This window comes from Streptomyces sp. NPDC033180 (assembly GCF_055577645.1).
Genome location: NZ_JBVIPU010000008.1, coordinates 301314 through 313804 on the forward strand (window position 1 = coordinate 301314; position 12491 = coordinate 313804).

The window sequence follows — 12491 nt, forward strand, 5'->3', positions numbered from 1 at the left end:
GCGCCCTGCCATCGATTCGCCTCAGGCACCCCCTGCCCATCTCCGAGCGCCACCTCAACGGCGAGCCCCGCACGGACCGGACCGCACCCGGCGACGAAGCCCGTCACCGCGACCAAAGCAGCCCCGCCCCCCCTTCGCCCCTCCCCCTGGCGTCGGCCCCGGAAGAACCAGCCCGCAAACGGCATGCCACCCCACACCGCACCGGAGCGCCCCGCCATCCGGGCCGCGCCTCACCACCATGCGCCCACACCAGAAGAACCAATCCGCACCCGGTGCTAAAGCCCGCGCCCATCCCCGGAGTCGAGCCGCCCGGCCGGGCAGTCCCCGCCCTCCCCTGACGCCCGCCCCAGAAGAACCGGCCGGTAGCCGCTTGACGAAACCCGCACCCACCCCCGGAGCGGCTGCGGGCCGGACGCCCGCCCTTCTCCCCCTGACGCTCACACCAGAAGAACCAATCCGCACTCGGCACGCAAACCCCAAGCAGGTGACGGGCCTGGTCGAGAGTCCCGCCCCTTGGGCCGTCCGGTCGTCTTCCCTCGCGCGGTGGAGGGACGGGTGTCAAGGGTGGCCCGAAGGGTCATCGGCGCAGCCGACGCGTAGCGCAGCGGAGCGCCCTTGACTCCCGGCCCGCAACCGCCAACCTCAGGACAACCGGGCGGCCCCGGTACGTATGCCACCGCCGGTGCGCCGAAGCTCCCCCGCCCGAGGCGGTGAGCGTGTGTGACCAGTGGCTTTCCCCCTGAAAGGGCGGGAAGTTTACCCACCTCAACCAGCGGCCATGCGCCACGCGGCCACTTTTTCTTACCCTATCGGGCTGAACTTTTGTTGATCGTGGGTCAGTTGGACCGTGCCTCGCCCTACCCTTCAAAGGGTGAACCAACTGATGTCACGAGAGTCCGAGCAAGGATCCGGGGCCGATCTGCCCGGGGAAGCAGCGGGGGACGCCCCCGGGGAAGCAGTACTCCCCGGTGCGCTCCCGGAAGCCCTGCGCGCCGAACTCATCGCCTTCCGCCGCGACTTGCACATGCACCCCGAGCTCGGAAACCAGGAGTTCCGCACCACCGCGGCCCTCAAGGCCCGGCTGGAGCGGGCGGGGCTCGAACCCCGCGTACTCGACATCGGTACGGGGCTCATCTGTGACATCGGCATGGGCGAACAAGAAGGCCCGGTGCTCCCCATGCTCGCCCTGCGCGCCGACATCGACGCGCTGCCCATCCCGGACACCAAGCTCGGCGTCCCGTACCGCTCCACCGTGCCCGACCGCGCCCATGCCTGCGGCCACGACGTGCACACCACCGTGGTGCTCGGGGCGGGGCTCGTCCTCGCCGAGCTCGCCAAGCAGGGGCAACTTCCGCGGCCCGTACGGCTGATCTTCCAGCCGGCGGAGGAAGTGCTGCCCGGGGGTGCGCCCGACGCCATCGAGTCGGGGGTGCTTGACGGTGTCGGGCGCATCGTCGGCGTGCACTGTGATCCTCGTGTCGATGCGGGGAAGATCGGGCTTCGGCATGGTGCCATCACCTCCGCCTGTGACCGGCTGGAGGTGTCGCTCGACGGAGCCGGGGGCCACACCGCACGCCCCCACCTCACCACCGATCTCGTCACCGCCGCCGCCAAGGTCGTCACCGAGGTTCCCGCCCTCGTCGCCCGGCGCATCGACGCCCGTTCGGGGCTCGCCGTGACCTGGGGCCGCATCGAGTCCGGACACGCCTGCAACGTCATCCCGCAGCACGCCGAACTCTCCGGCACCGTCCGCTGTCTCGACCTCACTGCCTGGCGCAAGGCGCCGGACCTGGTGCACGGAGCCATCCAGGAGATCGCCGATCTCTACCGCGCCAAGTCCGAGGTCAATTACATCCGTGGCGTGCCGCCCGTCGTCAACGACCCTGACGTGACGGACCTGTTGAGGGAGGCCATGGAGGTGCGCCTCGGGTCGCACTCCGTCGAGGACACGGAGCAGAGCCTGGGGGGAGAGGACTTCTCCTGGTATCTCGAGCACGTCCCCGGCGCCATGGCCCGCCTCGGCGTCCGTACGCCCGGCGAGCGCACCGTCCGCGATCTGCACCAGGGCGACTTCGACGCGGACGAGTCGGCGATCACCGTGGGCGTCGAGCTCTTCACCGCGGCGGCGCTGCTCGACGGCGCCCGGTAGGTAACCACCGCTATTGGCCGGTTACGGCGGACCTGTTCACCCGGACGTAACCGGCCCTCGGCACGAATAGGTAACGGCAGTGCGAAACCCCGTTCCCCTCCCTTTCTACGCGCGTTACTGTGCGCCGAAATCAGGCCCGTCAAGGGCGCTTTGGGGAACGTAAGGGGTGCGTCCTATGCGTCTTCGTCGAGGATCTTGTGGAACCCGTGGAACCCGTGGAACCCGAGGAACCCAGGAAACCCAGGAAGCCCAGGGAATCCGTGGAACCCGAGGGTCGAGGCTCTCCCAAGTGGCCGTCGTGATGGCGTCCCTCGCCCTCGCGGCCTCAGCGTGCGGCAAGACCAGCAACGAGGCGTCGGAGGAAGAGGGCGACAAGTCCGCTGGTTCCTCCGCGTACAAGGCCAAGGGCATCGGCCTCGCCTACGACATCGGCGGCCAGGGCGACCAGTCCTTCAACGACGCCGCCTACGCCGGATACGACAAGGCCCGCAAGGACTTCAAGATCGGCGGCGTGGACATGGAGCCGGGCGACGGCGAGTCCAGTGCCGACAAGGTGCAGCGGATCGAGCAGCTGGCCAAGCAGGGCTACAACCCGGTCATCGGCGTCGGCTACATCTACGCCCCCGCCATCAAGGAGGCCGCGGCGAAGTTCCCGAAGACCACCTTCGGGATCATCGACGACAACACCGTCAAGGCGGACAACGTCTCCGACCTGGTCTTCCACGAGGAGCAGGGCTCGTATCTGGCGGGCGTCGCCGCCGCGAAGGCCACCAAGGCCGATCACGTCGGGTTCATCGGCGGCGTGGACATCCCGCTCATCCACAAGTTCGAGGCCGGCTTCGTGCAGGGCGTCAAGGACACGAACCCCAAGGTCAAGGTCGAGAAGCAGTATCTGACCGAGAAGCCCGAGGACGGCGGCTTCAGCAGCCCCGACAAGGGCCAGAACGCGGCCAGTGGTCAGATCGAGTCGGGTGCCGACGTGCTCTACCACGCGGCGGGGCTCTCCGGGCAGGGCGTGATCCAGGAGGCCGGCTCACAGAAGGTGTGGGCGATCGGCGTCGACTCCGACCAGTACAAGCAGAAGGCCCTCGCCAAGTACAAGGACCACATCCTCGGCTCGGCCCTCAAGGACGTCGGCGGGGCCGTGTACGACCTGACGAAGTCGGTCGTCGAGGGCAAGCCGATCACGGGCGAGCAGCGCTACGACCTCAAGTCGGGCCGCGTCGGGTTCGCCGACACGAACCCGAAGTACACGGCGATGAAGGACGTGGTCGCCGCCGTGGAGAAGGCCGAGAAGGACATCGTCGACGGCAAGGTCACGGTCAGGACCACTCCGTGACCGGACCCTCGTAGACGGAACGCCGGCCCGTCGGAGCCGGACAGTGACAGGTGGGGCGCCCCGTGCGGTGCGGGGCGCCCCACGGTGCGTACATGCTCCCGCAACCTCGCGGCCACAGCTCGATAACGGACGGGACAGAAGGGTTCTTATGTCAGGTCTACGCGCGTTACGCTGCGGCGAAATCAGCGCCAGGTGAGGCGCTCGTACGTGCTTGTGCTTGCTTGTACATAAGGAGTTCCTCTCTATGCGCCGGGTTTCTCGAATTGCCGCAGCGGGCGTCGCGACCGCCGCACTCGCCGTTTCCGCCACCGCCTGCGGCGGCACGTCCAGCGATGCCGCAGGCTCCAAGAGCGGCGGCAAGAGCAAGGGCGTCGCCATCGCGTACGACGTCGGCGGCAAGGGCGACCAGTCCTTCAACGACGCCGCGACGGCCGGTATGGACAAGGCTGCCAAAGAGCTGAAGATCGGCAAGAAGGCCGTCGAGCCGAGCGACGGCGAGTCCGACGCCGACAAGACCCAGCGCCTCACCGAGCTGGTCAAGCAGGGCTACAACCCGGTGATCGGCGTCGGTTACGCCTACGCCCCCGCGGTCAAGGAAGTCTCCGCCAAGTACCCGAAGGTCACCTTCGGCATCGTCGACGACGAGACGGTCAAGGCCAAGAACGTCGCCGACCTCGTCTTCAGCGAGCAGGAGGCCTCGTACCTCGCGGGCGTGACCGCCGCCAAGACGACCAAGAGCAAGACCGTCGGCTTCGTCGGCGGCGTGGACGTACCGCTCATCCACAAGTTCGAGGCCGGCTTCACGCAGGGCGTCAAGGACACGAACCCCAAGGTCAAGGTCGTCAAGCAGTACCTGACGGAGAAGGCCGAGGACGGCGGCTTCACCAGCCCCGACAAGGGCAAGACCGCCGCGCAGGGCCAGATCGAGGACGGCGCCGACGTGGTCTACCACGCCGCCGGCCTCTCCGGTCAGGGCGTCATCGAGGCCGCCGCCGCCAAGAAGGTCTGGGCGATCGGCGTCGACTCCGACCAGTACAAGCAGGACGCGCTCGCCAAGTACAAGAAGTACATCCTCACCTCCGCGACGAAGGACGTCGCCGGGTCGGTGTACAACCTGGCGAAGTCCGTCGCCGATGACAACGCCGAGGGCGGCGTCGTCCGCGCCGACCTCAAGTCCGGTGGCGTCGCGCTCGCCGACTCGAACCCCGAGTTCAAGAAGATGGCCGATGTCCAGGCCGCCCTGAAGAAGGCCGAAGAGGGCATCATCAGTGGCAAGATCAAGGTCAAGGCGACGCCGTAACGGCTGCCGCGACAACAGCCATGACCACTGCTGTGACGACGGCCGCGGTGACCACCTCGACGGCGGTCTGACCACCTCGTCGACGGTCTGACCCCCTCGACGGCGGTCGCCGCAGCCGTAACAACAGCGTGATGGTCGCGGAACGGGGTGTGGGGGACGATGGTTTCCCCCGCGCCCCGTTCGCGCGGCCCACTGCTCAACTCCCGTCGAACCAGGGGCGCTACGCGCGTAGGTGGCCCCTTTCCTGAGGATTCCCGAGGAGAGTGCGCCATCGACGCGTCCACCAGTCCCGACAAGGACAAGCCCACCGCCAAGGTCTCGACCGGCCCGGGTGGCACCGCCGTTGAACTCACCGGCATCACCAAGCGTTTCCCGGGCGTCGTGGCCAACCACGACATCCGCCTGATCGTCCGCAAGGGCACCGTGCACGCCCTCGTCGGCGAGAACGGCGCGGGCAAGTCGACCCTGATGAAGATCCTCTACGGCATGCAGAAGCCGGACGAGGGCACCATCTCCGTCGACGGCACCCAGGTGACCTTCGCCAGCCCCGCCGACGCCATCGCGCGCGGCATCGGCATGGTCCACCAGCACTTCATGCTCGCCGACCAGCTCACGGTCCTGGAGAACATCGTTCTCGGCAGCGAGAAGCTGCACGGCATCGGCGGCGCGGCCCGCCGTAAGATCGTCGAGATATCCGACCGGTACGGCCTCGGGGTGCGCCCCGACGCCATGGTCGAGGACCTCGGCGTCGCCGACCGGCAGCGCGTGGAGATCCTCAAGGTCCTCTACCGCGGCGCCACCACGCTCATCCTCGACGAGCCCACGGCCGTGCTCGTGCCGCAGGAGGTCGACGCGCTCTTCGACAACCTGCGCGAGCTGAAGTCCGAGGGCCTGTCCGTCATCTTCATCTCCCACAAGCTGGGCGAAGTCCTGTCCGTGGCCGACGACATCACCGTCATCCGGCGCGGCACGACGGTGGGCACGGCGATCCCGTCCGAGACGACGCCCCGCCAGCTCGCCGAGCTGATGGTCGGCAGCGAGCTGCCCACCCCGGAGACCGCCGAGTCGACGGTCACCGACCGGGCGATGATCGAGGTCAAGGAGCTCAAGCTGCTCGCCGACGGCGAGTCGGGCCGCGCCCTCCTCGACGACATCTCCTTCACCATCCACGAGGGCGAAGTGCTCGGCCTCGCGGGCGTCGAGGGCAACGGCCAGACCGAGCTGATCGACGCGCTCATCGGCCTCAAGCACGCCGACTCCGGCGTCATCCGCATGGCGGGCCAGGACATCACCGCCATGGCAACGCGCCACCGCCGCGAGCAGGGCGTCGGCTACATCCCCGAGGACCGCCACCGCCACGGCCTCCTCCTGGAGTCGCCGCTCTGGGAGAACCGCATCCTCGGTCACGTCACCGAGAAGCCCAACTCCCGCGGCAAGGGCGGCTTCTGGCTCGATCCCAAGGGCGCGCAGGCCGACACCCGGCGCATCGTCGAGCAGTACGACGTCCGTACGCCCGGCATCGACGTCACGGCGGCGTCCCTCTCCGGCGGCAACCAGCAGAAGTTGATCGTCGGCCGCGAGATGAGCCACAAGCCCCGCTTCCTGATCGCCGCCCACCCCACCCGCGGTGTCGACGTCGGCGCGCAGGCCCAGATCTGGGACCAGATCCGCGAGGCACGGCGAGAAGGGCTCGCGGTCCTCCTCATCTCGGCCGACCTGGACGAGCTGATCGGCCTCTCCGACACCCTCCGCGTGATCTACCGCGGACGGCTCGTCGCCGACGCCGACCCGGCCACCATCACGCCGGAGGAGCTCGGCTCGGCCATGACCGGCGCGGCCTCCGGCCACCTCGAACACGTAGAAGAAGACCCCGAAGAGGGCTCTGCCGGCACTTCGGAGGACGAGGCCCGATGAAGAAGTTCGACAAGGAGCGCGTGCTCCTCGCGGTGGCCGGACCGGTCATCGCCCTTGTCGTGGCCGTGGCGCTGACCTCGGTCGTGCTGCTCGCCTCGGGCAAGAACCCGATCGAGCCGTACACCCTGATGCTGGAGCAGATCAGCTACTCCGACGTCCAGGTCCTGACCATCAACCAGGCCGGGATGTACTACCTGGCGGCGCTCGCGGTGGCCGTCGGCTTCCGCATGAACCTGTTCAACATCGGTGTGGACGGGCAGTACCGCCTCGCCGCGGTGACCACCGCCGTCGTCGGCGCGCACGTGGCGCTCCCCGCCCCGCTGCAGATCCCGCTCCTGATGCTGGTCGCCATGCTCACCGGCGCCTTCTGGGCGGGCATCGCGGGCATCCTCAAGACCACCCGCGGCGTCAGCGAGGTCGTCGCGACGATCATGCTCAACGCCATCGCGACGAGCGTCATCGGCTACATGACCCTCACCGACAACTTCGGTGTCCCGGTCGGCAACAACCAGACCACCGGCGAGATGCACGAGTCCGGCTGGTTCCCCGGCATCAGCATGGGCGAGTCCGGCGAGATCTACGGCTTCGTGATCATCGCCGCGCTCGCGGGCGTCCTGTACTGGGTGATCCTCAACCGCACCCGCTTCGGCTTCGACCTGCGCGCCACCGGCGCCTCCACGTCGGCCGCAGCGGCCTCCGGCGTGAACGCCAAGCGCATGGTTCTCAGCGCCATGTTGATCTCCGGCGCGGTCGCGGGCCTCGCGGGCATGCCGATCCTGCTCGGCGACACCCACACCTACAGCCTCAGCTTCCCCGCGGGGCTCGGCTTCACCGGCATCGGCATCGCACTGCTCGGCCGCAACAGCCCGGTCGGCATCGCGTTCGCCTCGCTGCTCTGGGCCTTCCTCGACAAGGCCTCGCCCGCGCTCGACTACGCGACCCCGGTCGCGTACGACAAGGAGATCGCGGTGATCATGCAGGGCCTCATCGTGATCGCGGTGGTCGTCTCCTACGAGGCCGTACGCCGCTGGGGCCTGAAGCGCCAGCAGCGACGCGTCGGCGAGGAACTGGCCGCCGCAGCCCGCAACAACGGCACCAACGACACCGTGAAGGAGGTGGCTGCCCGATGAGCTCGGCAACCGTGGCCAAGCCCCCGGCCAAGCAGCCCAAGCCGGGCCGCCGCCGCATATCGCTCCCCGTCCTCCTCCTGGTGATCGCGGGCGTCCTCGTCCTGACGTCCGTGGTCAGGCTGATCACCGACGCGAACGGCATCACCTCCACCGGCCAGATGTCGACCGCGCTGCGGCTCGCCGTGCCGATCGGCCTCGCCGGCCTCGGCGGTCTGTGGGCCGAGCGCGCGGGCGTCGTCAACATCGGTCTTGAGGGCATGCTGATCCTCGGCACCTGGTTCGGCGCGTTCGCCGGTTACCAGTGGGGCCCGTGGGTCGGCATCCTGTTCGGCATCCTCGGCGGCGCGCTCGGCGGACTGCTGCACGCGATCGTCACGGTCACCTTCAACGTCAACCACATCGTCTCCGGTGTGGCCATCAACATCCTCGCCCTGGGCGTCACGCGCTATCTGTCCACCTTCGCCTTCGAGGGCAAGGAGGGCGGTACGTCGAAGCAGTCGCCGCCGGTGGACTCGCTCGGGGAGTTCTCCGTGCCGGGCCTCTCCAACTGGCTGCAGGACCTGAACGAGAAGCACTGGTTCCTCGTCTCGGACATCGCGGGCCTGCTCGGCGGCCTGTTCACCAACCTGTCGCCGCTCACCGTCATCGCCATCGCGATGGTGCCGCTGAGCTGGTGGGTCCTGTGGCGTACGGCGTTCGGTCTGCGCCTGCGCTCCTGCGGCGAGAACCCGGTCGCCGCCGAGTCGCTCGGCGTGAACGTCTACAAGTACAAGTACCTCGCCGTGATCATCTCGGGCGGTCTCGCGGGCCTGGGCGGCGCGTTCCTGTCCCTGGTCGCCTCCAACATCTACCTGGAGGGCCAGACCGGCGGCCGCGGCTACATCGGCCTCGCCGCCATGATCTTCGGCAACTGGATGCCGGGCGGACTCGCGCTCGGTGCCGGCCTGTTCGGTTACACCGACAGCCTGAAGCTCCGGGGCGGCGGCACGAACGTGCACGCACTGCTCCTGCTGCTCGCGATCCTGCTGGTCATCGGCGCGGCCTACCTCGTATGGCGCAAGCGTTACGTCCCCGCGGCGATCACCGCGGCCGTCTCGGCGCTGATGTTCGCGTGGTACGGCTTGACCGACGAGGTGCCCAACCAGGTCGTCACCGCGACGCCGTACGTCGTCACGCTGCTGGTGCTCTCGCTCTCCGCCCAGCGGCTGCGGATGCCGAAGGCGGACGGCCAGCCCTACCGAAAGGGACAAGGAACGTGACCGAGACCGACTGGGACGCGCTGCGGGACGCTGCGCGCGAGGCCATGTCCCGTGCGTACGCGCCCTACTCAGGCTTCCCGGTCGGTGCCGCGGCCCTCGTGGACGACGGCCGCACGGTGGCGGGCTGCAACGTCGAGAACGCGTCGTACGGCCTCGGCCTGTGCGCCGAGTGCGGCCTGGTTTCACAGCTCCAGCTCACCGGAGGCGGCCGTCTGACGCACTTCACCTGCGTCGACGCCAAGGGCGAGATCCTGATGCCGTGCGGCCGCTGCCGCCAGCTGCTCTACGAGTTCGGCGGCGCGACGCTCCTCCTGGAGACGGCCGCGGGCATCCGGACCCTGGGAGAGATGCTGCCGGACCCGTTCGGCCCGCAGCACCTCAACTGACGTACGGCCCCTGCCCGTTGCAGATCTTCGGGCGGGGGCCGCCTTCATCTCGCGGCTCTATGCGCGTAGAGTTTCGCGATCACCGTTTTTGATCCCTTGTAGATCACCGTTGTAGGCGCAAGAGGAGTTATGCCATGGACGTCATCTCCGTCATCCGTACGAAGCGGGACCGCGGCGAGCTGAGCGGCGAGCAGATCGACTGGGTCATCGACGCCTACACGCGCGGCGCGGTGGCCGACGAGCAGATGTCGGCCCTGGCCATGGCGATCCTGCTGAACGGCATGAACCGCGGCGAGATCGCCCGCTGGACGGCCGCGATGATCGCGAGCGGCGAGCGCATGGACTTCTCGTCCCTGTCCCGCCCCACGGCGGACAAGCACTCCACGGGCGGCGTCGGCGACAAGATCACGCTGCCGCTCGCCCCGCTGGTCGCCGCGTGCGGAGCCGCTGTCCCGCAGCTGTCGGGCCGGGGCCTCGGCCACACCGGCGGCACCCTGGACAAGCTGGAGTCGATCCCGGGCTGGCGCGCGCTGCTGTCCAACGAGGAGATGCTCTCTGTCCTGGACGGCGTGGGCTCGGTGATCTGCGCGGCGGGCGACGGCCTGGCCCCGGCGGACAAGAAGCTGTACGCGCTGCGGGACGTGACGGGAACGGTGGAGGCCATCCCCCTGATCGCTTCCTCGATCATGTCGAAGAAGATCGCCGAGGGCACGGGCTCGCTGGTCCTTGACGTGAAGGTCGGCACGGGCGCGTTCATGAAGACGCTGGAGGACGCGAGGGAGCTGGCGTCCACGATGGTGGGCCTGGGCACGGACCACGGCGTACGCACGGTGGCTCTGCTCACGGACATGTCCACTCCGCTCGGCCTGACGGCGGGCAACGCCCTTGAGGTCCGTGAGTCGGTGGAGGTCCTCGCGGGCGGTGGCCCGTCGGACGTCGTCGAACTGACCCTCGCCCTGGCGCGGGAGATGCTGGACGCGGCGGGTCTGAAGGACGTGGACCCGGCGAAGGCGCTGGCGGACGGCTCGGCGATGGACGTGTGGCGCCAGATGATCTCCGCGCAGGGCGGCGACCCGGACGCGACTCTGCCGGTGGCCCGTGAGACGCACGTCGTGACGGCGCCGACATCGGGCGTCCTGACCCGCCTCGACGCGTACGACGTCGGCGTCGCCGCGTGGCGCCTGGGCGCGGGGCGTGCGCGCAAGGAGGACGTGGTCCAGGCGGGTGCGGGCGTGGAGCTCCACGCGAAGCCGGGCGCTCAGGTCCGCGCGGGGGAGCCGATCATGACCCTGCACACGGACACTCCCGAGCGCTTCGAGTACGCCTTGCAGGCGGTGGCCGGCTCCTTCGACATCGCCCCCGAGGGGACGGGCTTCGCGCCGACGCCGATCGTGTTGGACCGCATCGCGTAGAGGCGCGGTAGGGGCGGTCCCTGCGGGGCTTTCCCCAATCCCGCCCCTTCCCGAAACCATGGGGATCCGCCCCCTGGACCCCCGACAAGATGGCCTCAACGCCGGCCGGGCTGGAAATCCAGCCCGGCCGGCGTGTGAGGACGAACTCGGCGGAGCCGGTGATGACGGCCGCCCAGGCCCCCGGGCCAGAACAAGCCCGCCGCAGGCGAACCGGCGAACCTACCGATGAGTTCCGGGCGCCCGCCCAGTCCCCCCAACATGAACCCGAAGCCGCAGCCAGCCCTCACCCTCACCGGCACCCTCGACCGAGAGGCCACGCATCGCCTCTGCGAAGAGGCCAGAAGCCTGCTGCACGCGAGCGACGCAGACACCCTCGTATGCGACGTCGCAGGCGTGGGCCCGCCCGTCCTGGCAGCCATAGACGCCCTGGCCCGCCTACAACTCACCGCCCGCCGCGCAGGCGGCCGGATCCGCCTGCGGAACCCGGCCCCGCACCTGCGAGAGCTACTGCACCTCGTCGGGCTCCCCATGGAGGTCGAGGTGGAGCGGCAGGCCGAACAGCGGGAACCACCGGGGTGTGTCCAGGAAGCAGTGGAAGCCCGCGATCCGCCCCTCTGAGATCTCGATGACCTGAACCGCCCACGGCGCGAACCCGCCCTTCTCGGGGTCGGGCTTGTAGTGGGCGAAGCCCGGCGTGCCGTTGACCTGCACCGGGAACAGTTTGCTGTCGGCGCAGGAGGCGCCGATGGTCGACATGAAGCCTGTGATGTCGGACGTGCCGCGCAGCCACAGGTCGAACGGGGGCATCGTCATGATGGCGTCTTCGTGCAGCAGGGCCGTCAGCGCCGCCATGTCGTAACCCTCGAAGGCGGCCACATACCGCTCGAGGAGCTTCTGCTGTTCGTCGTCCAGGGGGTCGGACGTGGCGGTGTCGTCGCCCGGTCCCTCGGCCAGCGTCGCCCGTGCCCGCTGCAACGCGCTGTTGACGGAGGCCACCGAGGTGTCGAGGAGCTCGGCGGCCTCGCTGGCCTTCCAGGCGAGAACCTCGCGCAGGATCAGCACGGCCCGCTGCTTGGGCGGCAGTTGCTGCAGGGCGGCGACGAACGCGAGCCGCACCGACTCCTTCGCCACGGCGGCTTCGGCGGGGTCGCTGACGGAGGGCAGCACGCGCGCGTCCGGCATCGGCTCCAGCCACACGTTGTCCGGGCGGGGAGTGAGCGCGGCCTGCGCCAGCGGCGCCGCCGCGGTCAGGTCCATGGGGCGGGCGCGGCGGTTGCCGGCGTTCAGCATGTCCAGGCAGACGTTCGTCGCGATGCGATACAGCCACGACCTCAGGCTGGAGCGGCCCTCGAACTTCTCATAGCTCCGCCAGGCGCGCACCATCGTGTCCTGCACCGCGTCCTCGGCCTCGAAGGCCGACCCCAGCATGCGATAGCAGTACCCGGTCAGCTCGACCCGGTGTTTCTCCAGCGTGACGTCGAGCTCCGACGTCGTACCTGCGATGTCAGTCATACCAACCCACCCACCCCTGCGGCTGCCACGAAAGTCCCCAGCACTTTGGAAGCTACCGCAGCCCACTGACAACGGCCCCCGGAGTAGGAA

At 69.1% G+C, this 12491-nt stretch carries 10 protein-coding genes; 9 read left to right on the plus strand and 1 reads right to left on the minus strand.

The annotated features are described in order from the left end of the window. The first annotated feature begins 883 nt into the window (after positions 1-883). From ACZ5WE_RS23215 to ACZ5WE_RS23255, 9 genes are all read left to right on the plus strand, one after another. Positions 884-2149, plus strand: coding sequence for a M20 family metallopeptidase (locus ACZ5WE_RS23215; protein WP_467691851.1), 1266 nt, complete (start codon positions 884-886; stop codon positions 2147-2149). 301 nt (positions 2150-2450) lie between these two features. Further along, entirely contained in the window at positions 2451-3488 is a 1038-nt protein-coding gene (locus tag ACZ5WE_RS23220) for a BMP family lipoprotein (RefSeq protein ID WP_467691852.1), read from the plus strand. Positions 3489-3732: 244 nt separating this feature from the next. Further along, a complete protein-coding gene (locus ACZ5WE_RS23225; RefSeq protein WP_467691781.1) occupies positions 3733-4788 on the plus strand; it encodes a BMP family lipoprotein in 1056 nt (351 codons plus the stop codon). 159 nt (positions 4789-4947) lie between these two features. Next, on the plus strand, positions 4948-6702 hold the full coding sequence (locus ACZ5WE_RS23230; RefSeq protein ID WP_467691783.1) for an ABC transporter ATP-binding protein: 1755 nt from the start codon (positions 4948-4950) through the stop codon (positions 6700-6702). After that, complete coding sequence (locus ACZ5WE_RS23235; RefSeq protein ID WP_467691784.1) at positions 6699-7832, plus strand: ABC transporter permease; 1134 nt, start codon at positions 6699-6701, stop codon at positions 7830-7832. The genes ACZ5WE_RS23230 and ACZ5WE_RS23235 overlap by 4 nt, the downstream gene beginning before the upstream one ends. Next, on the plus strand, positions 7829-9091 hold the full coding sequence (locus ACZ5WE_RS23240; RefSeq protein WP_453641739.1) for an ABC transporter permease: 1263 nt from the start codon (positions 7829-7831) through the stop codon (positions 9089-9091). Before ACZ5WE_RS23235 ends, ACZ5WE_RS23240 begins: the two co-directional genes overlap by 4 nt. Next, the gene (locus ACZ5WE_RS23245) at positions 9088-9477 is read left to right on the plus strand and encodes a cytidine deaminase (RefSeq protein ID WP_467691787.1); all 390 of its coding nucleotides are present in this window, start codon (positions 9088-9090) and stop codon (positions 9475-9477) included. The genes ACZ5WE_RS23240 and ACZ5WE_RS23245 overlap by 4 nt, the downstream gene beginning before the upstream one ends. A gap of 134 nt (positions 9478-9611) precedes the next feature. Next, the gene (locus ACZ5WE_RS23250; RefSeq protein WP_467691788.1) at positions 9612-10889 is read left to right on the plus strand and encodes a thymidine phosphorylase; all 1278 of its coding nucleotides are present in this window, start codon (positions 9612-9614) and stop codon (positions 10887-10889) included. Between the two features lie 258 nt (positions 10890-11147). Beyond that, entirely contained in the window at positions 11148-11507 is a 360-nt protein-coding gene (locus tag ACZ5WE_RS23255) for an STAS domain-containing protein (protein WP_467691789.1), read from the plus strand. Here ACZ5WE_RS23255 and ACZ5WE_RS23260 read toward each other — a convergent pair. Further along, positions 11394-12401, minus strand: a complete 1008-nt coding sequence (locus tag ACZ5WE_RS23260; protein ID WP_467691791.1) for a sigma-70 family RNA polymerase sigma factor — start codon at positions 12399-12401, stop codon at positions 11394-11396. The genes ACZ5WE_RS23255 and ACZ5WE_RS23260 overlap by 114 nt on opposite strands. Positions 12402-12491 lie beyond the last annotated feature (90 nt).